Here is a 21366-nt window from a genome sequence, read left to right on the forward strand (position 1 = left end):
AAGACGGAGGACGCCATGAGCGAGACCTTTGGCAGCCAACCCTTTGGCGCTGGCTACCGCCAACCGGACGAACAGGATCTGTCGGCCGACGAGATCGGCCTGGACGACGGCGGACTGGACACCGGCGCAGAAGACATCGAGGCGCTGGACTACAGCCAGGCCGATGACCTGGAGGCGCAGGCCGACGATGGGCCCAACGTGCCGAGCACGACGGACGATCGCCTAGCCGAGCGGCTGGATCCCAACCGCCACCATGCCGGCCAGCCGGAAGGGCTCGCCACGCCCTTGCAGCCAGGCGGCTTGACGCCTGGCGGCGGGCCGGCCGCCGGCATGCAAGGCGCCGTCGGAACGGGCGGCGGCCAGACAGGCGGCTCCGACACCGGCGACGTGGCCAGCGGCGGCGTCTGAATGAGATGGGAAGCGGCGGCCCTAAGGCCGCCGCGGACCGTTTACGGAACCAGGTGCTGAGCCGCCTTGGCGACCTCGACCCAGAAACCGGCGGAGAGGGCCATCGCCCCCATCAGGCCCACAAGCCTGTAGAAGTGCTTCGTCATGTCTATCCCCTTGCGGCCCGGTAGCGGGGAAGACTGAAAGCCCCCGGTCCGCGCTCGCGGCGGGGCGTATGGCGCCAGCGAGTCCGCCGGGCCAGACGATGAGCATCAAAAACTCGATAGAGGCAGACTATGTCGCACCTTGACCGTCCGGGAGGGCGGTCAACTGCGGCGCAGGCGCGCAGACGCCGGAGAACCGCGTTATAACGCGCCGCCCGATGGGCGCGTGGCGCGGCTCTCCGGCTGTTCAGCCTATTGGGCCGCGGACGGGTTCTGGACGCCCACCGCGCCGCCGGGCGCAACGCCGCCGGGAGGCGCCGACGCGGCCGCGCCATCCTGGCTCACGGTCATGCCGTCCTGAACCGAGTGGCCCGAGGGTGTAGCGTTCTCCGCTCCCTGATGCGCGCTGCCGGTGGCGGCGATGGTGCCATTCCCGGTCGCGGTCGCCACGCCATGGTCGCCCGGCGCCGTTGCGCCGTCCGCCGTCTGGGGGGACTTGTCGCAAGCCACGAGCAGGCAGGCGCCCGCCAGAAGGGCCGCTGCCGCGCCAAGAGATCCAGTCTTCATTGCTTCCGCTCCTCGGATCGATTTCGTCCTGCGCAATACGAAATCTGCGCGCCATGGTTCCGCCTTCGCCAAGTACGGGTCTGCGTCGTTGATCAAATGATCATACAGTTATAACTATACCCAGAGTGGTGCTGCGGAGGTGGGTATGCGTTTCGAACTGCAGCAGGTGGGCGCCGAATGGATCGTCGCTCGCTCTGGCGTGGAGCTCGCCCGCTTTGAAAGCCAGCAGCTCGCCCTGGAGGACGTGGCCGCCCGGCTGGAGGCCGAGGGCGATCCCGAGGCCCCCAACGGTCTGTCTCTCAACTTCGCCCGCCCCGCAGCAGCCGACGAGACCTGAACCCCACGCGCTGCTGACGCCTTTAGGCGACTCCACAAGCCGGAGCTGCCCCATGACAGACGTCGCCCCGAACACGCCCTCCACAGATACGACCGCTGAGCTGCAGATCGCCGAGGTCGACTTCAAAGCCGGTCCGGTCAGCCTGCAGGCGCGCGTACGGGTCACACCGGCCGGGCTGCTTGCGATCGGCGGCCTGGTGAGCAGCATTCTGTTGTCATCCGCCGTGATCGTCTGGACGGCGACCTCCGTGGCTCGGCGGCACCCGATCACCACGTTGCGGCGCTAGCCGGAGGGCTTCCGAACATAACAGCTGGGTGAACGGCGCGGTTCAGGGGCGGTTCAAGTGCGCCCCCTTACAACCAGTCCCATCAACAGCGTCGGCCACCTGACCGGCGCGGCCCCAAACAAGGATCGGGACATGACCAAGTCGAAGTTCGCCCGCATCGCCGTCGCGGCCGCCATGACCGGCGCCGTGGCGCTCCCCGCCACCCAGGCCGCCGCGGCCGACCGCAAGACCGAGCGCGCCGTGGTGGGCGCCCTGATCGGCGGCGTCGCCGGCGCAGCGGTCGGCAACGGCGACAAGGGCGCCATCGCTGTCGGCGCCCTGGCTGGCGCGGCTCTCGGCGCCGCCACCGGCAACGACCGCGATCGCCGCTACAGCCGCTCGTACCGCACCCAGCGGCCCTACTACGCCAACGACCGGTACTACGGCGGCTACGACCGTCGCTATGACCGCCGGTATGACAACCGTTACGCCTACAGCTCGGGTCGCCCGGCTTACGGCTACGGATACTACGGCCGCTAAGCCGTAGTTCAGGCGCCCTCCTCCATTCCCGTCCCTCAGGGGGAGGGCGCCGCCCCTTTCGACAGCACGAAGAGAACGGACGGGTCATCGCCGTCCAGCCGACGGGAAACCACCCGATACCCGAGCCGCTGTAGGATCGCGGCGGAGGGCGCATTGTCCGGGTGCACCGTGGCCCGGATCTGCGCCAGGTCCAGGTCCCCAAGCGCCCAGCGGGTCAGCCCCCTCGCAAGCTCCAGCCCAAGACCGCGTCCCCACCATCTGGGGCCCAAGCCGTAGATGAGTTCTTCCGGCTCGCCCTCGGGACGAGCCAACCCGCCCCAGCCGATCAGCCGCCCTTCAAAAAGCACCGCGCCCGTGCCGTAGCCGTGGCGCTGGACGTTCCGCCTGGAGGCTTCGATCCAGGCGGCGGTCTCGTCCGTGGAGAGCGGGCGCCCCTCCCCCACGAAACGCATCGTCCCAGGGTCAGCGGTCAGAGCCGCGAGCGCGGGCAGATCTTCCGACTCGAAGGTCCGGAAGCTCAACCGCTCCGTCTGGAACGCGTTTCTCAGCCGGCCGTGCACTCGGCCATCCGTCGATCGAAATCGCGGGCCAGTTCGCCGATGCTGATCTCGCCGAACCGCGACAGCAAGCGCTGCTCGGCCTCGCGAAGCGCCTCTCCGACGGCCGCGTTCACCGCCTGCTCGACCAGGCATTTCGGATCGTCGTCGGCCACGCCGATGGCGAAGACCGTAGGCTCGCCCAACGCCTCATAGACGTCGCGCAGCGTGATCTCGTCCAGCGAACGCGCCAGCGCCCAGCCGCCGCCGTGCCCCTTTACGGAGGTGAGGTACCCGCGTTCCCGCAGGCCCGCCATGGTCCGGCGGACTACCACAGGATTGGTGTTCAGCATCCGCGCGATCAGCTCGGACGTCACAGGTCCGTCGTGCCGATCCATGTGGATCAGGACGTGGAGCATGCGGGAAAGGCGGCTGTCGGCGCGCATCGCGCGACCTTAGCCCGAACGATCACGAAACAACAGGAGTTGCATAACTCATTTTGCGGCGCCATCATGTAACCCATGAGATTACATGAGGAGCACGCCATGCCCTATGACGCCATCATTGTTGGCGGCAGCTTCGCCGGCTTGTCCGCCGCCATGCAGCTGGTTCGCGCCCGCCGGCGCATCCTGATGATCGATGCGGGTCAGCCGCGGAACAGGTTCGCCGAAGCCGCGCACGGATTCCTGGGTCAGGACGGCGTCGCTCCAGCGACCCTCATGCGGGAGGGCCTGCGTCAGCTGTCCGCCTACCCAACCTTCGACTTCGTCCACGGCGCCGCGTTGGAAGCCGCACACGAAGGCGATCAGTTTGAGGTCCGGCTATCGGATGGCGTCGAGGTGTCCGCCGCTCGTCTGGTGCTGGCCACGGGCGTCTCCGACGAGCTGCCCCTGCCGTCGATGGCTCCGCGCTGGGGCGTCAGCGTCCTGCACTGCCCCTATTGCCACGGTTATGAGGTGCGGGATCGACCGATCGCGGTGATCGCCAACCACCCGGCGGCGGCGCACCAGGGGCTGCTGCTGCCCGACTGGGGGCCGACGACCTATTTCACCCAGGGCCAGTTCGAGCCCACCGCCGAAGAGGCGGCGCAGTTGTCAGCCCGCGGCGTGGCCATCGAGCGCACGCCCGTGGTCGAACTGCTGGGCGAGGGCGCGGCCACCGAAGCCCTGCGGCTGGCCGACGGCCGCATCGTTGCAGCCGGCGCGGTGTTCACCGCCCCCAAGACGCGCCTGGCCAGTCCGCTTGCCGAGCAGCTGGGTTGCGCAATGGCTGACGGCATGACCGGGCCGCACATCCAGGTGGACGAGCTGAAGCGCACCAGCGTCGAAGGCGTGTTCGCGGCGGGCGACGCGGCCCAGCCGATGCACAACGCCACCCTCGCCTCCGCAGCCGGGGTGATGGCCGGCGTCTCGGCGCACCGTTCCCTGGTGATGGCCGCCGCGGTCTAAGGTCAGCGACGGGCCGTCCGGCCGACGTTGGCGCCCAGCAGGTCGGTCCAGCGCCAGCGGTTCTGGCCCAGCGCGACGCGCGCGCCGCCCTCGTTCATGGAGAGCAGGACCAGACCCTGGACGGGCTGGCGCTTGCACGCCTCGGGGGCGAAGGCGACCTCGAGCATGATGGCCTGCCGAACGCCAGCCAGGCCCTTGCCTTCCTGGCCGGGCGTGCGGATCCAGTCGCCGTTCCAGACCAGCATGGCGCGGCCGCCGACGCTGGGGTCGCGACCCGCCTGAAGGATCGCGGCGCGCACTTCCGGGTCGCGGCGCAGAGCGGCCTGGATCCGGCGGACCATGTCGCAGGGCCGCCCGCCTTCTCCGGCGCCCGTGCCGCCAACGCCGTCGCCGCCGTCGCCCGACCCGGCGGTGATCGCACCGGCCGCTTGGGCCTCCGTCAGGGTGGCGACCGGCTCCGGCGGCGCAGGCGTAGGCGTGGGGGCGACCGGCAGCGGCTGCACGTCCGGCGGCGGATTGCGCGGCGCGCGTATGTTGGGTCGCGGGGGCGCCTTCGCGGGAGCCGGCGGGGCGGGGGCCTTGGGCGCCGGCGCGGGATCGGCCGGTTTCGGCGTTTCCACCGGCAACTCAGGCGCCGGCGGCGGGGGCGGGGGATCCGGCGGCGCCAGGATCAGCGGCATCACCGGCGGCTCGGGCGGAAAGGTCGTCTCAGCAGTTCGCTGCACCTGCCATGTGAGCAGTCCAGCCACCAGACCCGCGTGCGCCACAAGGCTCAAGGCCATCGGCCCGAGCCCCTTTTTCAGGCGCCTACTCATTGCTGCTCCGAAATGACGTCCGACGTGAGCGGCTTACGCGACCACCCTACCGCGTCAGCAAAGTGGCGAGCGCCCTCGGAGAGGTGCGGCAAATAGGGCGAACCCGCCCCAATTCACGGCCAAGCTGCCGGATTCCGGCCACGGGTGCGTCATAACGCCGCCATGCGGAGTCCGTCACCGTCAGGCTCGGCGCGAAGTCGGGGTGTTGGCGCCCCACGCTAGGAGGACACATACTTGATGCAAGCGAAGCTTAAGACCGCGGCCCTGACGGGCGTTCTGCTGGTGGCCGGCGTGGCCACGAGCGGCTGCGCCAGTCACCGCTTCGTGCGGGACCAGGTGGCGGTGGTCGACACCCGCGTCACCACGGTCGAAGGCACCGCCGGCGAGGCGCTCCAGCGGGCCAACGCCGCCCACAAGCTGGCCGAAGGCAAGTTCCTCTACGAGGTCGTCCTTTCCGACGACTCGGTGAAGTTCCCCGTCGACCGCCACGCCCTGTCGCCCGAAGCTGAAGCCCGGCTCGCCGAGCTGGCCCAGCGCCTGAAGGGCGAGAACAAGAACGTGTACCTGGAAATCCAGGGCTACACCGACGCCACCGGCGACGAGCAGTACAACGACCACCTGGGCGAAGCCCGGGCCGAAGCAGTCCGCAAGTACCTGTCCCGTCAGGGCGTCGCGCTGAACCGTATGGCGACGATTTCCTACGGCGAAGAGCAGCCTGTGGCTCCGAACGACACCGAGGAAGGCCGGGCGCAAAACCGGCGCGTGGCGATCGTCGTCCTGAGCTGACGAGGTCCGGCGGCGGCCCGCGTGGGTCGCCGCCGCCCTTGCAATCTCACGCCGGCAGCTCGCCGGCCAACCAGCGGCGCAGCAATTCGCTGGTCTCCTCAGGCTTTTCCAGCGGCGGCAGGTGCCCGCAGCGGTGGAACAGGTGGAACGCCGGCCTCGGCAGTTCCCGGAACATGGCGACCGCTTCGGCCGGCGGCGTCAGTTGATCGCGATCTCCGACCGCCACCAGCGTGGGCGCGGTGATCTGCGGCAGAAGCGGCCTCGAATCCACACGCCCGATGATGGCGGTCTGCTGGCGCACGAAGGCTTCGCCGCCGACGCGCCGGGCCATGACCTTGACCTCGTCCCCCACCGGGCCGTCGAGGTGGCGGGCGTCCACCAGCTTGGGCAGCAGCCTGTCGGTGACGCCCTGGAAGCGGCCGGCGGCCAACGACTTCAGGCCCATCTCGCGCGCGGCGCGCCGCGACGGCGGATCGGGCGCGGCGGTCGTGTCAAACAGGGCGAGAGCCGCCACCCGGTCCGGGGCCTGGCGGACCACCTCGAACGCCACATAGCCGCCCATTGACAGCCCGATCAGCACGAAGGGGCCTGCCGGCGCCTCGTCCAGCAGGCGCGCAGCCATGGCCCCAATGCTGTCGTCCTGCAGGGTGTCGGCGACAAAGGTCTCGCCCAGGTCGGAAAGGGCGACGCGCTGGTCCTGCCACAGGCGCTCGTCGTTCAGCAGGCCCGGCACGAAGACCAGCGGTGTTCCGGAAGGGGCGAGGGCGGACATCATCTTCCCCTATCGCGAGGGGCGCCCGCCTGTCGCGGTCAATTCAGGTGACGAGCGCCGGACGCGGTCCGCGCTGGAAGGGCAGCAGACGGGCCGCCGCCGCACCGAGCAGGAAGGCTGCGGCGCGCGTCCGCCCCATCAGCCGGGCCAGGGCGGCGAGATAGCCGACGCCTTCGCGCAAGCGAGCCGACAGCAGGGCCTCGCGCGCACGCCAGCGGAGCGGACGGGCGACCTCCCCCACCAAGTGACGGCCATAGGGGTGGACGCGGAACGCCTCGGCCAGCTCGTTCAGCAGGGCCCGGTCGTCCACCACTTCGCGGCAGCCGTACTTGCCGTTCAGGATGCGGCCGGCGATGGCGGTCTCCTCCGGCGTCGGTGGGGCCGCGCAGCTCAGGGCGCAGGCGTGCCGGAACTCGGCCAGCGCCGCCTTCCACAGCTTGCGCCGGGCCAAGACGCAGCCGCGCTTCAGGTGCGCGGCCCGCAGGCGAACGGCCGGATCGGCGCTCCGCAGGGCGGCCGGCGCGAACTCCTCGATCGGCATGGTGCAGAGCAGGTCGGCGAAGATCTTCTGATCGTATTCGATCCACTTTTCGAAGCTGCGGGCGGCGTCAAAGCCGTCAGCCTGGGAGCCGCGGGGGGCGTCGTGTTCCCGCTGCAGGAACAGGGGGCCTTCCACCCGCCGGCCTTCAAAGGCGCGCGCCAGGCGCAGGATCATCTCGTAGTCCTGCGAGCGGACCAGGTCCTCGCGGAACACGCCCACCGTCTCGAAGGCGCTGCGCCGGACCAGGGTGGCGAACTGGAAGATGAAGAAGTCGTCCAGCAGGGCGGAGAACAGCTCCCCGTGCTCGCCGTCGGCGGGCCAGTAGCCGGGGCCGAAGATCCGCCGCTCGCCGGTCTGGGGATCGTCGCGGAAACGCTGGAAGCTGCCATAGGCGAACCCGGCGTCGGAGCCGTCCAGGGCGGCGCCCAGCCGCGCGGCGGCGTCGGGCAGCGCCAGGTCGTCGTCGTCGCAGATCCAGATGTAGTCGCCTCGCGCCTCTGAAAGGCCGAGGTTCACCGCCGCCGCCTTGCCGCGGTTCGGCTGACGGATGATGCGGATGGGTCCGGCGAGGCCCGCGAGCGCCTGGGCGACGTCCAGCTCCGAGCCATCGTCCACCACCAGGATCTCACTGAGCGGCCGGGTCTGGGCCAGCAGAGACTCCACGCATTGGCGAAGCAGCTGGGGCCGGTTCATGGTCGGCACGATGGCGGTGATGCCGGTCATAGGATTACCCATACGCGAACTGATACGCACCACGACTTTAGGTCGTGAATTGCGCCGTTTGTTTGGCCAAGCTGCCGCGCACGGTGGAAAGGGCTAAAGACAGCCCCTCCAGGGCGAGACGCCGCTTGGCCTTGAAGGCGACGAGAACAAGAAGGTAGGCGGCGTAGCTGAGGACGACGGCGAGAGCCGCGTCCCCCCAGCCGAACGCCGCCGCGGACGGCCAGGCTAGCACGGCCGCCGCACTGGCGGCGACGCCGGCCCAGTGAGGCCCAGCGGTCCGGTAGAGCTCACCCTGCCCCACTTCGCCGCGGCGCCCCGCCCACCAGAAGGTGAAGGGCAGCTTCAGGTACTCGGCCGCCGCATAGGCCGCCGCCACCCCCACCGCGCCCCAGCGCAGGCCGATGGCGAAGGCTGCCACCGTGACAACGGTGGTGACCAGGCCGTACTTGAAGAAGTCGCCGCCGCGACCCTGGCTCAGGAACAGCCAGGCGAGCGTCGCCATCATCGGCTGGTGCAGGCCCGCCACGCCCAGCCAGGCGAAGATCGGCGCGGCTGGAAGCCAGCGCTCGCCCAGCAGCAGGGTGAAGACGGCCGGGGCGTGGAGGATCAGCACCACCAGCCCGGGCTGAACGAGGGCCAGGATCAGCGACACGCAGGCGCAGTAGGCTTCCCGGTACTTCTCCGGCTCGTTGCGCAGGCGCGACAGCAGCGGGACCATCACCTTCTGCATGGGAATGGTCACCTGCTGGATGGGGAACAGCAGCAGGCGATAGGCGCGGTCATAGAAGCCCAGGGCCGACTGGCCGAGCACTCGGCCGATCAGCACGTTGTCGGCGTTGCGGCTGACGAAGTTCATGACCTGAAAGCCGGACACCCCGGCGCCGAACCGCAGCATCGAGCCGAGCCCGCCGCCGAAGTGCGGCCGTGACGGGCGCCAGCGGCAAAGTATCCAGCTGCCGGCCAGGGTCACCAGCGCGCTGGCGAGGGTCGCAAGGAACAAGGCCCAATAGGTGCGGAAGGCCAGGGCGGTGGCGAGACCGACCGCAAAGCCGACACCCGCCGCGACCGCGTCCAGGCCCGCCAGCGCCTTGAAGCGAAGCTCCCGGTTCAGCAAGGCCATGTGCTGGCTCTGCAGGCCGTAGAGCAGCAGCACGCCGGCGAAGCCCGCCACAAGCGCGGTCACCCGAGGCTCCCGGTAGAAGGCGGCAATCGCCGGTCCGGAGACCGCCAGCAGCAGAGCCACAAGGGCGCTCACGCCTGCCGTTGTCCAGAACAGCGCGCTGACATGACCATCCTCCAGCCGCTCGGCCTGGACGGTGGCCTGGTTAAGGCCGGCGTCTTGCAGCACGACCGCCAGGCTCATGGCCGTCATGGCCATGGCCACAAGGCCGAAATCCGACGGCGCCAGCAGCCTGGCCAGCAGCACGCCCGACGTCAGTCCCAGAAGGACGCGCCAGGCTTGAGCAACAACGGTGAAGCCCAGGCCACGGGCGGCCTGAACTCGGCGGGACGCAGGGGCCTCGCGTACTGAAGAGGGCATCCGAGGCGGGGCTCCCGGCAGACGGCGCAGCTTCGGAAACGGCTTCAGCCCTGCTTAGTTCGCCTGGAGCGCGAACTAATTTTCATCATATGATTAACGGCGGAGCCTCTGCGGGCCCTATCTCTGCTTGAAGAACGGGATTCTGGAACACGCGCATGGGTTTAGCAGCAGCCCCGATTTGGGCTCCTTGCCCAGCCCGCCTCAGGCCTTGCGGACGAACTCGGCTCGAAGAACCAGTCCTTTGATGCCTTCGAAGCGGCAGTCGATCTCCTGCTCGTCGCCTGTCAGGCGGATCGAGCGGATCATCGTGCCGCGCTTCAGCGTCTGGCCGGCGCCCTTCACCTTGAGGTCCTTGATCAGCACCACAGCGTCGCCGTCGGCCAGCAGATTGCCGGCCGAGTCGCGCACCTCCACCTGACCGGCCGCGGCGGCGCGGGTCTTGGCCTCCTCGGCGCTGATCCACTCGCCGCTCGCCTCGTCGTAGACGAAGTCCTCGCCCGCTTCCTCGCTCATGGCCTGCTCCCCAACTGCACGGCCGGGGCCTTAGGCCGCGCCGCAGCGCCGCGCCAGCCACTTTCCCTTAACCCTTCCGACGGCCAATGCGGCATGATCGGGGAACACATGCCGAACACCGCCACGATTCGACCCGTCCGCATCCTGGGCCTCGACCCCGGCCTGCGCCGCACCGGCTGGGGCGTGATCGTGGTGTCCGGCGCGCGCCTCAGCCATGTGGCGCACGGGGTGATCACCCCCAAGGAGACCCTGCCCTTCGCCGATCGGCTGCTGCACCTTTTCGAGGAAATCGCCCAGGTGATCGCCGCCCACGCGCCGGATGAGGCGGCGGTGGAGGAAACCTTCGTCAACTCCAACCCCACCTCGACCTTGAAGCTTGGCCATGCACGCGCCTGCTGCCTGATCGCGCCGGCCCAAGCCGGGCTGACGGTGGCGGAATACTCCAACGCGGTGGTCAAGAAGTGCGTGGTCGGAACCGGCGCCGCCGACAAGGATCAGGTCGGCTTCATGATCCGACGCCTGTTGCCCACCGCCGGCCCGACCACGGCGGACGCCGCCGACGCGCTGGCCGTCGCCATCACCCACGCCAACAACCGCAAGGCCAAGGCGCTGGGCCAGGTCGCCTAGCGCCAGCGGTGGTATCGGGGGCGGTCGTCCCGGTGATAGCCGCCGCGCCAGTGCCCGCGAGCGCGGCGACCGTCGTAGCGATAGCCGTCATGATAGCGGCCTGCATCATAGGCCCCGTAGGGACCGTGCCGGCCGTAGCCGTATCCGTCGCTCGCGCACGCTGAGAGGATCAGCGCGGCGCCGGCGGCGAGGAGGATCTTGATCATCGCTTCTATTCCATCGCAGCCGTCCCTCACGGGAAGAACCCGAACCCGGACGGCGGGTTGCGCCCTGGCGCCTCGCCTCTTCACCATTGATCAAGCGACTCCGCTTCCTGTACGGCAAACGCAGGAACAGATGTCGAACATGCCTTACGCCCACAGCCACGGAAATCGCCCATGATCGGCCGCCTGCGCGGGATCGTCGCCGAGATCGGCGAAGAGGAAGCCCTGATCGACGTGGCCGGCGTCGGCTATGTGGTCCGCTGCGGGGCGCGCACCCTCGCCCGGCTGCCGGCGATCGGCGAGGATGCGACCCTGTCCATCGAAAGCCAGTGGGGCGAGCAGACCGGCATGACCCTTTACGGGTTCCTGTCCCGCGACGACCGGGCCTGCTTCGTGGCGCTGCGCACCATCCAGGGCGTCGGGCCCAAGGCCGCCCTGTCGGTGCTGGACGTCCTGCCGCCAGGCGAACTGGCGTCCGCCGTCGCCCGTGAGGACAAGGCCGCTGTGGCGCGGGCCAACGGGGTCGGTCCCAAGCTGGCCCAGCGCATCGTAACCGAGCTGAAGGGCAAGCCGCTGGGCGATCTGACCGCCGCGGGCTTCACGCCCAGCGCCCTGGCGCCGGCCGCCGAACCCGCAAAGCCGTCGCGCACCGGCGAGGCCGTCGCCGCCCTCATGGGCCTCGGCGTCGCCGAACCTGCCGCACGCCGGGCCGTCGAGCACGCGTCCGGCCGCCTGGGCGAGGACGCCGACGAGGCCGTGCTGATCAAGGCCGCGCTGCAGGAGCTGGCCCGTTGACCCGCATCGTCTCCGGCGAGGAAGCGCCCTTCGAGGGCCACGACAAGGCCCTGCGCCCGCAAACCCTGGAGGAGTTCGTCGGCCAGGAGCAGGCCAAGGCGAACCTGCGGATCTTCATCGAAGGGGCCAAGAGCCGCGCCGAAGCGCTGGACCACGTCCTGCTGTTCGGACCACCGGGTCTGGGCAAGACCACCCTCGCCCAGATCGTCGCTCGCGAGTTGGGCGTGAACTTCCGCGCCACCTCAGGTCCGGTGCTGGCCAAGGCTGGAGACCTGGCGGCCATCCTGACCAATCTGGAGCCGCGCGACGTCCTGTTCATCGACGAGATTCACCGGCTGGCCGCGAATGTGGAGGAGATCCTCTACCCGGCCATGGAGGACCACGTCCTCGACCTGGTGATCGGCGACGGCCCCTCGGCGCGAACTATCCGCATCGACCTCGCCCCCTTCACCCTGGTGGCGGCGACCACCCGGGCTGGGCTGCTGGCCACGCCGCTGCGCGACCGCTTCGGCATCCCCCTGCGGCTGGAGTTCTACACCCACGAGGAGCTTAGCCGCGTCCTGACCGGCGCGGCCGCCAAGATGGGATTAGGCCTGCGCGCCGACGGGGCGCTGGAGATCGCCCGCCGATCGCGCGGCACGCCGCGGGTGGCTGGCCGGCTGCTGCGCCGGGTGCGCGACTTCGCCGCCGCCGACAATGCGCTGGTTATCGACAAGGCCGTCGCAGGCAAGGCGCTGGCCCGGCTGGACGTCGACGAACAGGGGCTGGACAGCCTGGATCGCCGCTACCTGCGGGCGCTGATCGAAAACTACGCCGGCGGCCCGGCCGGGGTGGAGACGCTGGCCTACGCCATCGCCGAGGCGCGCGACGCGGTGGAGGACGTGATCGAGCCTTTCCTCATGCAGCAGGGCTTCATCCAGCGCACGCCGCGTGGCCGCATGGCCACCGCCAAGGCTTACGAGCACCTGGGGTTGGCCGCCCCGCCGCCAGCCGGCCGGCCGCAAACCCCCGACCTGTTCGAAGACTAGAGGGCTCTTCCACGGCGGCGCGCATAACAAACCCATTCTTGAGATCGAACGCGGTTTCGGCTTGGGTCAGCCTCGGGGAGGCGATCGGAAGCGAAGATGTCAGTGGAACCGTCCAGCGGCCGGATCGAAGGGCGCGAGCACGCCCTGCCGGTGCGCGTCTACTACGAGGACACCGACTTCACCGGCGTGGTCTACCACGGCGCCTATGTCCGCTTCTTCGAGCGCGGACGAACCGAGGCGCTGCGGAGCCTGGGCGTGGTGCACGCCGAACTCCTGGCCGGCGACAACCCGATCGCCTTTGCGGTGACCAAGCTGTCGGTCGAGTTCCGGCGGGCGGGGCGGATCGACGACGCGCTGGAAGTTCGCACCAGCTTCTCGGGCGCAAGGGGTCCGCGGCTGTTCATCCGCCAGCGCATCGTGCGCGGAGACGAGCCCATCGCCGAAGCGGAGGTGGAAGTCGTCTGCATTGATCTCGCCGGCCGACCCAAGCGGCCGCCGGCCGGCATGCTCCAGGCCATGGAGCCGCTGTTCACGCGGGCTTGAGTCCGCCCATGCAGTAAAAATGCTACAGCCGCCGCGGAGCGATTCCCTTTGTCGGCGCGGCACTTTAGACCCGCCACAAGATCGCCACGGCGAACCGCCACCAGACCCGAATCCGACCCGAGCCACGGAGCCCTCGAAAGCATGGACCCCGCCGCCGTCACGGCCGACTCCTTCAACTTCGTCACCCTGTTCCTGCGCGCCGATTGGGTCGTGAAGCTGGTGATGATCGGGCTGGCCCTGGCCTCGCTCTGGTCGTGGACCATCATCATCGACAAGGTCTTCCGGTTCGCCGCGCTGAACCGCGAAGCCGACAAGTTCGAGACCGCCGTCTCGTCGGGCCGCAGCCTCGAGGATGTCGCTGCCGAAGCCGGCGAGCGGCCCCGCCACGCCCTGCCGCGCATGTTGCAAAGCGCCCTGAAGGAATGGCGGGAAGCCCGCGCCCGCCCGGCGTCGGAAGGCCAGGCGGCGTTCCTGGTCCAGCGCATCGATCGCCAGCTCGACACCATCATCGCCCGAGAAGCGGCGCGGGTGGAGGACGGCCTGGGCGCCCTGGCCATCGTCGCCACCGCCTCGCCCTTTATCGGCCTGTTCGGCACCGTCTGGGGCATCATGCACGCCTTCCAAGCGATCGCCGTGCAGAAGAACACCAACCTTTCGGTGGTCGCCCCGTCCATCGCCGAGGCGCTGTTCGCCACGGCCATCGGCCTGGTGGCGGCCATTCCGGCCTACATCGCCTTCAACGCCCTCTCCACAAAGGCCGGCAAGTTCACGGCGCGCCTGGAAGGCTTCGCCGACGACCTGTCCACGGCGATCCAGCGCCGGCTGGCCGAGCGGGCCTGAGCCATGGCGCTTTCCGCGAACGACGCCTTCGCCGTCGCCGGCGGCCGCCGCCGGCGCAGGTCCCGCGCCCGCCGCGGGACCCTGTCCGAGATCAACGTCACGCCGCTGGTCGACGTGATGCTGGTGCTGCTGATCATCTTCATGATCTCCGCGCCCCTGCTCACCGCCGGGGTGCCGCTGGAGCTGCCCAAGACCGAGGCGGGCGCCATGCAGGACCAGGACGAGCCGATCACCATCTCCATCCGCCAAGACGGTGCGATCTTCATCGGCGAGACACCGGTGGCCTTCGGCCAGCTGTCTCCGCGGCTGAGGGAAATGGCGACCGACGGCGCCAAGCCGATCTTCGTGCGCGCTGACGGCCGGGCTTCCTACGCCGTGGTCGCACGGGTGATGGCTTCGCTGTCCACCTCCGGCTTCACCTCGATCAACCTGCTGACCGACACCGGCGGCCCATCGTCGGGCGCCGACGCCTCCGCCCAGGAGACGGCCCAGCCGTGATGCGCCGCGAGCTCTCGCCTGCCCTGCTCGGCTCCGTGCTTCTGCACGGCGCGGCGGCGGCTGCGCTGCTCATCTCCTGGAACTTCACGCGCGACCTGAAGGTCGGCGCGGTGGTGCCGGTCACCATCGTCACCAACGCCTCGACCACCGACTCGGCCCCCGCCGTCGAGGCGCCGGTGGAGCAGACGGCCCAAACGGAAACGCCGGTCCCGCAGGCGTCGTTGGAACCCGTCCCGGCGCCGCAGCCGGCGTCGCAACCGCCCGCGCCCGCGCCCACGCCGCCGCCGACGCCTCGCCCGGTTCCGCAGCGGCCTGTGCCAACGCCCACCCCGACCCCGACCCCCACCCCCGCTCCCAAGGCGGCGCCGCAACCAAAAAAGGCGGCAACACCTGCGCCGCCCGCCAAGGTCGCGCAGCCGAAGGCCGACAGCGGCCTCAACTTCGACGCCCTGCTGGCTTCGCTGGACAAAAGCTCCAAGTCCGGCGGGGGACGCCCGTCCTCCGCGCCGAAGGGCGCGACGCGGCCGGCCACCGCGCCCGAAGCGCGCCCGAACCTCGGCTCGGGTCAATCGGCGGCGGCCGCGGTCAGCGGCCTGGCCGAAGAGCTGCAGCGGCGCTGGAATCCCAACTGCGACGTCGAGGGCGCCCGCGACGTGCTGGTTCGCGTGACCTTCAAGATCGGACCCGGCGGCCAGGTCGCCGGCAACGTCGGCTCATCCATCACCCGCGGCCAGGGCGCCGTCGCCCAGGCCTCCGCCGACCGCGCCGTGCGCGCGGTCTACGCCGCCTCTCCCTTCCGCAACCTGCCGCGCGAACTGTACGGCCAGTCGGTTGCGGTGAACTTCAACGCCCGCGAGGCCTGCTCGTGAATTCGATGCGCTTCCTGAAGTCCTTCGCCTTCGCCCTGGTGGCCGGGGCCGCCGTGTTCGGCGGCTTGGCCGCGCCCGCCCCGGCGCACGCCCAGATCGAGGTCAACGTGAACCGCGGGGACATCCAGCCCCTGCCGATCGCCGTGCCGGCCTTTGGCGGCGGCCAGGTGGGCGCCGATATCTCGCAGGTGATCGCCGCCAACCTCCAGCGTTCCGGCCTCTTCCGGCCGCTGGACCCCAACAGCTTCGTGGAACGCGACCTCAACGCGGCCATCCAGCCGGCCTTCCCCTCCTGGAAGCAGATCAACGCCCAGGCGTTGGTCAATGGCCAGGTGACGGTGCGCGACGGCCAGCTTGTGGTCGACTTCCGCCTGTGGGACGTGTTCGCCGAGCAGCAGCTGCTCGGCCTGCAGTTCACCTCCACGCCGGAGAACTGGCGCCGCGTGGCGCACAAGATCTCCGACCAGATCTATGAGCGGCTCACCGGCGAGAAGGGTTACTTCGACACCCGCGTGGTGTTCGTGGCGGAAGGCGGCGGCAGGGCCGCCCGCACCAAGCGCCTGGCGATCATGGACCAGGACGGCGCCAACCCGAGCTATCTCACCGACGGCTCCTACATCGTCATGACCCCGAGGTTCTCCTCCAACAGCCAGGAGATCACCTACATGGCGCTGCGGCCGGAAGGCTCGGCCATCTATCTGTTCAACCTGGAGACCGGCCGGCGCGAAAGCCTGGGCAACTTCCAGGGCATGGTGTTCGCGCCGCGCTTCTCGCCGGACGGCAGCAAGGTGGCGTTCTCGGTGGAGCGCAGCGGTAACAGCGACATCTTCGTGATGGACCTGCGCAACCGGTCCACGGCGCGCCTGACCGCCGACCCGTCCATCGACACCTCGGCGTCCTTCTCGCCAGACGGCGCGCGGATCGTGTTCAACTCGGACCGCTCGGGCTCGCCGCAGCTCTATGTGATGGGCGCCGACGGCTCGGGGCCGCGCCGGATCTCCTTTGGCCAGGGCCGCTACACCACCCCGGTCTGGAGCCCCACCGGCGAATTCATCGCCTTCACCAAGCAGATCGGCGGCCAGTTCCACATCGGCGTGATGCGCCCGGACGGCTCCGACGAGCGGATCCTGACCTCCAGTTATCTGGACGAAGGCCCCACCTGGGCGCCCAACGGCCGCGTGCTGATGTTCTCGCGCGAAGGCCGCGGGTCCGGCGCCAAGCTCTGGAGCGTGGACGTCACCGGCCGGGTGCTGCAGCCCGTCCCCTACCCGGGCGGCGCCTCGGACCCCGCCTGGTCCCCCCTTCTGCAATAGGGTTGCGCACCCCGCGCAGCCGTAAGACCTTCCACCCAACGAGAGACGGAGACGCAAACAAGATGGCCACGAGCTTCACCGCACGGACCGCCCTGAACCTGGCCCTGGTGGCCGCCGCCGCGGCCTCGCTGAGCGCCTGCACCCGGCCGAAGCCGGCGTTCCAAACCCAGCCGCCCGCGCCGGCGCCGACCGCCCCCGCCCCGACCACTCCGGACACCGCCCCGCCGGCCGGTCCGGTGGGCTCGGCCACCGTTCCGGGCTCGCAGCAGGACTTCGTGGTCAACGTGGGCGACACCGTCCTGTTCGACTTCGACAGCTACTCCATCCGTGAAGACGCCCGCGGCATCCTGGCCGCTCAGGCCGGCTGGCTGCGGCAGTACCCCGCGGTGCGCGTGCGCATCGAAGGCAACACCGACGAGCTCGGCACCCGCGAGTACAACCTGGCTCTCGGCGCCCGCCGCGCCAACGCCGTCCGCGAGTTCCTGGTCAGCAACGGCATCGGCGGCGAGCGGATCACCACCATTTCCTACGGCAAGGAACGTCCGGTCGATCCGGGCACCGGCGACGAAGCCTACGCCCGCAACCGGAACGCCAAGACGGCCATCGTCAGCGGCGCGCGCTAAACGCGCGCCGTAAATCCGCCCTCCGGTCCGCTGATGTACCGAGTCATGATGCTTCGACGTTTCGCTTCCTGCGCCACCGCGCTCGCCCTGGTCCTCGTGGCCGTTCCTGCCGCGTCGCAGACGCCGATGGACGATCCCTTGGACGCACGCGACGCCAAGCGCGTGGAGCGAATGGAGAAGGTCGTTCGTGAGCTTCGGTCCATCGTCTTCCAGCTGCGCGACACCGGCAGGCCCGTGGTCGTGCAGCCCGCGGACACGGAGGCGCGGATGGCGGAGCTTTCACAGCGGATCAGCGACCTCGAACAGTCGCTGACCCGCGTGAACGGCTCGCTTGAGACCACCACCCACGAGCTGGACCAGGCGCGCCGCGCCAACACCGGCCTCGAGGCCCAGGTGAAAGCGCTTAGCGACCGCCTAACCGCCCTGGAGCAGCAGGCGGCGGCCGCGCCGGCTGCGGCCGAGCCTTCGCAGGCCGAGGCCGCGCCCGCCGCGCCGCGCGCCAGCGCGTCCGAGGCTTTCACCGCCGCCCGGCAACTGATGCTGGCCGGCGACTACGACGCGGCGCAAGGCGCCTTCGCCGACTACGTCCAGGCCTATCCCGACACGCCGCGCACGCCGGAAGCCCGCTACTGGTGGGGCAAGACCCTGACGGTGCGCGGCGATCACGCCCAAGCGGCGACGGCCTATATCGGCGCGGTTCGCGGTTGGCCGCAGACCAGCTGGGCGCCTGACGCGACGGTGGAACTGGCCCGCAGCCTCGTGGCCTTGAAGAAGACGCCCGAAGCCTGCCAGGCGCTGTCGGAGCTGTCCAAGCGCTATCCCAAGGCGCCCGCGTCGGTGACCAACCGGGCGGCCGCCACCCGCACCCAGGCCAAGTGCTCCTAGAGGCAGGCGCCGACGCCTCCGTCGCCGCCCGCATCGGCGGCGTTCTCGACCGACGCCTCGACGCCGACAGCCGCCGTCCGCTGGCCGTCGCCTTTTCCGGCGGCGGCGACTCCCTGGCCCTGTTGCTGGCGGCGCACGCATGGACACAGGCCGCCGACCGCCGGCTTCTCGTCCTGACCGTCGACCATCGTCTGCGCCCGGAAAGCGCGGCGTGGACCAAGTCCTGCGAGGCGGCAGCCCAGCGGCTCGGCGCCGCCTTTCGCGCCCTGCCCTGGCTCGACCCCAAGCCCGCAACAGGCCTGCCCGCCGCCGCCCGCGAGGCGCGCCACCGCCTGCTGGCCGACGCGGCGCGGGAAGCCGGCGCGGCCGTGATCCTCATGGGCCACACCGCCGACGACCGGCTGGAGGCCGAAGCCATGCGGGCGCAGGGCTCCACCACGCCGGACCCGCGGGAGTGGTCGCCCTCCCCGGTGTGGCCGCAGGGACGCGGGCTGTTCGTGCTGCGCCCAATGCTGGACCTGCGGCGCAGCGCCCTGCGCACCTGGCTGCAGGAGCGCGGCGAAAGCTGGATCGACGATCCCGCCAACCAGGACCTCCGCTTCGCCCGCAGCCGCGCCCGCTTAGCCGTCCACGATGAGGACGTGGCGCCCGCCCCGCAGGCCGCCGACCTGCCGTTGGCCAGCGAGGTGCGCGAAGCCTGGCCCGGCGTCCTGGCCTTGCCGCGAGAAGCGCTGCGCTCGGCCCGGCCGGACCAGGGCCGCCGGCTGCTCGCCCTTATGGCCGTGTGCGCCGGCGGCGGCGCGCGCACGCCCGCCTCGGCCAGCATCGAGCGCGCCCACCGCGCCTTCTGCAGCCAGGCCGAAGCCACCCTGGCTTTGGCCGGCGCGCGACTGGAAGCCGACGCAGCCGAGATCCGCGCCCTGCGAGAAGCCGGCGAGAGCGCGCGGGGCGGCCTGGCTCCCGTCCGCCCGGAGCCCGGCGAGATCACCGTCTGGGACGGACGGTTCGAGGTCGAGGCCCTGCGTCCCGGCCTGGAGGTGCGCGCCCTATCCGGGCGCATAGCCAGCCTGCCGCCCGATCAGCGCGAGGCGCTCTACCGGCTGCCGATCCACGCGCGGCCTGCCCTGCCGGCCGTGATCGACACCCAGGGCAAGATCGGCTGCGCCCTGCTGGAAGGCGCCAAGCTGACCGTCCGCTCGCTGGTGCTAGCGCGCTTTCGGGCTGCGGCCGGTCTGGTGGATCGCGAGCCGCTCTAGCGCCCGCGCACGCTCAGCACATGCTCCACGCCGCGCACCACCGGGTCGGCGAACCGACGACCCAGCAGGCTGGCGTGGTGGGCGCCCGCCACATGCTCCACATAACCATTGCGCGACGCGAGCGCCGGCACCGCCTGGATCGCCTTCAGCCAGGCGGCGCTCTTCTCCGCCCCCGCCGTGACCACCGCCACCGGCAGATCCATCGGCAGTTCCGCCTCACCCGCCATCAGCGCCGTCTCGGGCCAGAGGGAGACCTCGTCGGCGGCGGCGCACGCGTGGCCATGGGAGCCGTAGATCCGCCGCTTCTCCAGCGCCGCGTCGCCCGTCAGACCGATCAGGTTGCCAGTAAGCAAAGCCACGGGACGCATCATTCCGAACCGTGCGCCCTTTGACACCCATCGCATGGCCCGTCCGTAGGCGCGCACGGCGCCCAGGCCCGCGGAGGAGCGGGTGATGTCCGGCGTCACCGCATCCACCAGCACCAGGCCGAGAGCCTGCTCAGGATGGGTCAGGGCGAACAGGCGCACCATCAGGCCGCCCATAGAGTGTCCGACCAGCACGACAGGCTCACGCTCGCCGAGGGTCTGGAGCAAAGCGGAGGCGTCGGCGACAATCGCGCGTCCATCCCTGGGCGAAGGTCCCGGATCGGAGTGCCCGAGGCCCGCGCGGTCATAGGCGATGGATCTCAGCCCCTTGGCGGCCAGCCGGCTCTGCACCTCGGCCCAGTCGGCTGCGCAGCCGAAGGCCCCGTGCTCGAGAAGGATGGTCGGCCGCTCGCTGCGGGGGCCGGAAATCACGACGCGCAGCTTGCGGCCACCCACGTCGATCGCATCGCCGCGGTGCGCGGCGCACTGATACTGAGACATCAACTCTGAAACGCGTCAGCGCGCCTTTTGGCGGGCGCGCGGGAAAGAAGATCCTAGAAGTTCAGCTGACTGTGCACCCGCCCGTCGGCCGGCTCAACGCTGCCGGCGTCCTTGGCGGCGTCAGCCGCGGTGGCAGGCGCTTCAGCGCCGGGGATGTCGACAGTGGTCTGGGAGATCGGCGTCAGCTTTCCGGCCCTGGCCAGCTTGGCGGTCTTCAGGGCTTCGGCCTTGGCGAGCTTTTCTTCCAGCTCGGCCTGCCGCTTGGCCTCCATAAGCTCCTGCTTGCTCTTGGGGATCATGGAGACGTAGGCGACCCGCACCCGACGCGGCACCCGCAGGGCTTCGCGCAGGGGCAGGTCCTCGGCGGCGGCGAAGCTGCGGCCAAGGAACAGCTCCGGGTTCAGCGGCCGGTCCTTGCGATCCCGCACTTCGAAATGCAGGTGCGCGCCGGTGGAGGTGCCGGTGGAGCCGATCTTGCCGACCGGCTGGCCGGCTTTGACCGCATCCCCCGTCTTCAGGTCTGGGAGAAACGCGCCCATGTGGCCGTAAAGCGTGGTCAGCCCCTCGGCATGGGTGATTTCCACGAAACGGCCGTAGCCGCCCTCCTGGCCGATGCGTGTAACCACGCCGTCGGCGGCCGCACGGATAGGCTCGCCGGCCGGCGCCTGGATGTCGACACCGGCGTGGAGGCGGCCGGCTTCTTCCCAGGGCAGCTGCCGCAAGCCGAAAGGCGAGCCGACTTCGTAACCGGGCAGCGGGTCGGAGAAGGCGATCAGAGCCGCCGGCGCAGCCGGCTGAGCCGGCGCCTGGGCCGGCAGGAAACGTTGGAAGCTGGCCGCGGGCGGCGGCGCTTCGATATCGGGCAACGCGGCATGCGCCACCGTGATCAGGCCAAGAGCCAGACCGCCGCCAACGATGGCGTCGATCGCCCAGTGCCGAACGCGGCCCTCGGGCCCGAAAGTTGCGTCAGTCAAGGCCGAACGCCTCCCAGTACTGCCCCGCCCGCGCAAAGGCCCCATGGGTCCGGCGAGCCGGACGGGCAGGTCCCTTCGGTTAAGGCATGGTTAACTGGTAGCGCACTTAGGC

Annotated in this window: 28 protein-coding genes; 17 read left to right on the top strand and 11 right to left on the bottom strand. The window is 70.3% G+C overall.

Translation table 11 applies throughout. The features are described from left to right. The first annotated feature begins 15 nt into the window (after positions 1–15). Complete coding sequence (locus DJ018_RS03005; RefSeq protein WP_111513404.1) at positions 16–408, top strand: hypothetical protein; 393 nt, start codon at positions 16–18, stop codon at positions 406–408. 395 nt (positions 409–803) lie between these two features. On the opposite strand, the gene DJ018_RS03010 is transcribed toward DJ018_RS03005, so the two are convergent. Further along, positions 804–1118, bottom strand: a complete 315-nt coding sequence (locus DJ018_RS03010) for a hypothetical protein (protein WP_111513405.1) — start codon at positions 1116–1118, stop codon at positions 804–806. Between the two features lie 145 nt (positions 1119–1263). Here DJ018_RS03010 and DJ018_RS03015 point away from each other — a divergent pair, with 145 nt between their 5' ends. The 3 genes from DJ018_RS03015 to DJ018_RS03025 all read left to right on the top strand — a co-directional run bounded on the left by DJ018_RS03015 (position 1264) and on the right by DJ018_RS03025 (position 2260). After that, entirely contained in the window at positions 1264–1455 is a 192-nt protein-coding gene (locus DJ018_RS03015; protein WP_111513406.1) for a hypothetical protein, read from the top strand. Between the two features lie 52 nt (positions 1456–1507). Then, complete coding sequence (locus tag DJ018_RS03020) at positions 1508–1741, top strand: hypothetical protein (RefSeq protein ID WP_111513407.1); 234 nt, start codon at positions 1508–1510, stop codon at positions 1739–1741. Positions 1742–1873: 132 nt separating this feature from the next. Next, a complete protein-coding gene (locus DJ018_RS03025) occupies positions 1874–2260 on the top strand; it encodes a YMGG-like glycine zipper-containing protein (protein WP_111513408.1) in 387 nt (128 codons plus the stop codon). 35 nt (positions 2261–2295) lie between these two features. On the opposite strand, the gene DJ018_RS03030 is transcribed toward DJ018_RS03025, so the two are convergent. After that, positions 2296–2781 (bottom strand): GNAT family N-acetyltransferase, encoded by a 486-nt coding sequence (locus tag DJ018_RS03030; RefSeq protein ID WP_165842781.1) that lies wholly within the window; start codon positions 2779–2781, stop codon positions 2296–2298. A gap of 23 nt (positions 2782–2804) precedes the next feature. Beyond that, the gene (locus tag DJ018_RS03035) at positions 2805–3242 is read right to left on the bottom strand and encodes an RrF2 family transcriptional regulator (protein WP_111513410.1); all 438 of its coding nucleotides are present in this window, start codon (positions 3240–3242) and stop codon (positions 2805–2807) included. 99 nt (positions 3243–3341) lie between these two features. On the opposite strand from DJ018_RS03035, the gene DJ018_RS03040 reads away from it, so the two are divergent. After that, a complete protein-coding gene (locus DJ018_RS03040; RefSeq protein WP_111513411.1) occupies positions 3342–4244 on the top strand; it encodes an NAD(P)/FAD-dependent oxidoreductase in 903 nt (300 codons plus the stop codon). A gap of 2 nt (positions 4245–4246) precedes the next feature. On the opposite strand, the gene DJ018_RS03045 is transcribed toward DJ018_RS03040, so the two are convergent. Beyond that, entirely contained in the window at positions 4247–5059 is an 813-nt protein-coding gene (locus DJ018_RS03045; RefSeq protein WP_111513412.1) for a hypothetical protein, read from the bottom strand. Positions 5060–5296: 237 nt separating this feature from the next. On the opposite strand from DJ018_RS03045, the gene DJ018_RS03050 reads away from it, so the two are divergent. Further along, positions 5297–5845 (top strand): OmpA family protein, encoded by a 549-nt coding sequence (locus DJ018_RS03050; RefSeq protein ID WP_205853698.1) that lies wholly within the window; start codon positions 5297–5299, stop codon positions 5843–5845. A gap of 46 nt (positions 5846–5891) precedes the next feature. Here the strand turns inward: DJ018_RS03050 and DJ018_RS03055 are convergent, their stop codons facing one another. The 4 genes from DJ018_RS03055 to DJ018_RS03070 form a co-directional block, all read right to left on the bottom strand. Next, positions 5892–6617, bottom strand: coding sequence for an alpha/beta fold hydrolase (locus DJ018_RS03055; RefSeq protein ID WP_111513414.1), 726 nt, complete (start codon positions 6615–6617; stop codon positions 5892–5894). A 43-nt stretch (positions 6618–6660) separates the two neighbouring features. Beyond that, positions 6661–7881, bottom strand: a complete 1221-nt coding sequence (locus DJ018_RS03060) for a glycosyltransferase family 2 protein (RefSeq protein ID WP_165842782.1) — start codon at positions 7879–7881, stop codon at positions 6661–6663. A gap of 37 nt (positions 7882–7918) precedes the next feature. Continuing rightward, a complete protein-coding gene (locus DJ018_RS03065; protein ID WP_111513416.1) occupies positions 7919–9421 on the bottom strand; it encodes a lipopolysaccharide biosynthesis protein in 1503 nt (500 codons plus the stop codon). 201 nt (positions 9422–9622) lie between these two features. Next, positions 9623–9934 (bottom strand): alkylphosphonate utilization protein, encoded by a 312-nt coding sequence (locus DJ018_RS03070; protein WP_111513417.1) that lies wholly within the window; start codon positions 9932–9934, stop codon positions 9623–9625. Between the two features lie 108 nt (positions 9935–10042). On the opposite strand from DJ018_RS03070, the gene ruvC reads away from it, so the two are divergent. Continuing rightward, positions 10043–10561 (top strand): crossover junction endodeoxyribonuclease RuvC, encoded by a 519-nt coding sequence (ruvC, locus tag DJ018_RS03075; protein ID WP_111513418.1) that lies wholly within the window; start codon positions 10043–10045, stop codon positions 10559–10561. Here the strand turns inward: ruvC and DJ018_RS03080 are convergent. After that, entirely contained in the window at positions 10558–10767 is a 210-nt protein-coding gene (locus DJ018_RS03080; RefSeq protein WP_111513419.1) for a hypothetical protein, read from the bottom strand. The two genes, ruvC and DJ018_RS03080, sit on opposite strands and share 4 nt — an antisense overlap. Before the next feature lie 171 nt (positions 10768–10938). Here DJ018_RS03080 and ruvA point away from each other — a divergent pair, with 171 nt between their 5' ends. The 10 genes from ruvA (at position 10939) to tilS (ending at position 19414) form a co-directional block, all read left to right on the top strand. After that, positions 10939–11559 (top strand): Holliday junction branch migration protein RuvA, encoded by a 621-nt coding sequence (gene ruvA, locus DJ018_RS03085; RefSeq protein ID WP_111513420.1) that lies wholly within the window; start codon positions 10939–10941, stop codon positions 11557–11559. After that, positions 11556–12587 (top strand): Holliday junction branch migration DNA helicase RuvB, encoded by a 1032-nt coding sequence (ruvB, locus tag DJ018_RS03090; protein WP_111513421.1) that lies wholly within the window; start codon positions 11556–11558, stop codon positions 12585–12587. The genes ruvA and ruvB overlap by 4 nt, the downstream gene beginning before the upstream one ends. Positions 12588–12683: 96 nt before the next feature. Continuing rightward, on the top strand, positions 12684–13130 hold the full coding sequence (locus tag DJ018_RS03095; RefSeq protein WP_111513422.1) for a YbgC/FadM family acyl-CoA thioesterase: 447 nt from the start codon (positions 12684–12686) through the stop codon (positions 13128–13130). A 141-nt stretch (positions 13131–13271) separates the two neighbouring features. Then, positions 13272–13970: a protein TolQ gene (gene tolQ, locus DJ018_RS03100; protein ID WP_111513423.1), complete on the top strand. Its 699-nt coding sequence runs from the start codon at positions 13272–13274 to the stop codon at positions 13968–13970. Between the two features lie 3 nt (positions 13971–13973). Then, positions 13974–14468: an ExbD/TolR family protein gene (locus DJ018_RS03105; RefSeq protein WP_111513424.1), complete on the top strand. Its 495-nt coding sequence runs from the start codon at positions 13974–13976 to the stop codon at positions 14466–14468. Next, positions 14468–15337, top strand: coding sequence for an energy transducer TonB (locus DJ018_RS03110; RefSeq protein WP_111513425.1), 870 nt, complete (start codon positions 14468–14470; stop codon positions 15335–15337). The genes DJ018_RS03105 and DJ018_RS03110 overlap by 1 nt, the downstream gene beginning before the upstream one ends. A 5-nt stretch (positions 15338–15342) precedes the next feature. After that, entirely contained in the window at positions 15343–16650 is a 1308-nt protein-coding gene (gene tolB, locus DJ018_RS03115; protein ID WP_111514647.1) for a Tol-Pal system beta propeller repeat protein TolB, read from the top strand. Positions 16651–16712: 62 nt separating this feature from the next. Beyond that, positions 16713–17273 carry a peptidoglycan-associated lipoprotein Pal gene (gene pal / locus DJ018_RS03120; protein ID WP_111513426.1) on the top strand — a complete coding sequence of 187 codons (561 nt, stop codon included), beginning with the start codon at positions 16713–16715 and terminating at the stop codon, positions 17271–17273. 48 nt (positions 17274–17321) lie between these two features. Then, positions 17322–18158 carry a tol-pal system protein YbgF gene (gene ybgF / locus DJ018_RS03125; protein WP_111514648.1) on the top strand — a complete coding sequence of 279 codons (837 nt, stop codon included), beginning with the start codon at positions 17322–17324 and terminating at the stop codon, positions 18156–18158. After that, the gene (tilS, locus tag DJ018_RS03130; protein WP_240609438.1) at positions 18149–19414 is read left to right on the top strand and encodes a tRNA lysidine(34) synthetase TilS; all 1266 of its coding nucleotides are present in this window, start codon (positions 18149–18151) and stop codon (positions 19412–19414) included. Before ybgF ends, tilS begins: the two co-directional genes overlap by 10 nt. Here the strand turns inward: tilS and DJ018_RS03135 are convergent. Together DJ018_RS03135 and DJ018_RS19520 are read right to left on the bottom strand one after the other, a co-directional pair. Next, on the bottom strand, positions 19411–20280 hold the full coding sequence (locus DJ018_RS03135) for an alpha/beta fold hydrolase (protein WP_111513427.1): 870 nt from the start codon (positions 20278–20280) through the stop codon (positions 19411–19413). The two genes, tilS and DJ018_RS03135, sit on opposite strands and share 4 nt — an antisense overlap. Before the next feature lie 53 nt (positions 20281–20333). Then, positions 20334–21254 (bottom strand): M23 family metallopeptidase, encoded by a 921-nt coding sequence (locus DJ018_RS19520; protein ID WP_133254207.1) that lies wholly within the window; start codon positions 21252–21254, stop codon positions 20334–20336. Between the last annotated feature and the right edge of the window lie 112 nt (positions 21255–21366).

Source organism: Phenylobacterium deserti, assembly GCF_003254705.1.
In the GTDB taxonomy this organism is placed as follows: domain Bacteria; phylum Pseudomonadota; class Alphaproteobacteria; order Caulobacterales; family Caulobacteraceae; genus Phenylobacterium; species Phenylobacterium deserti.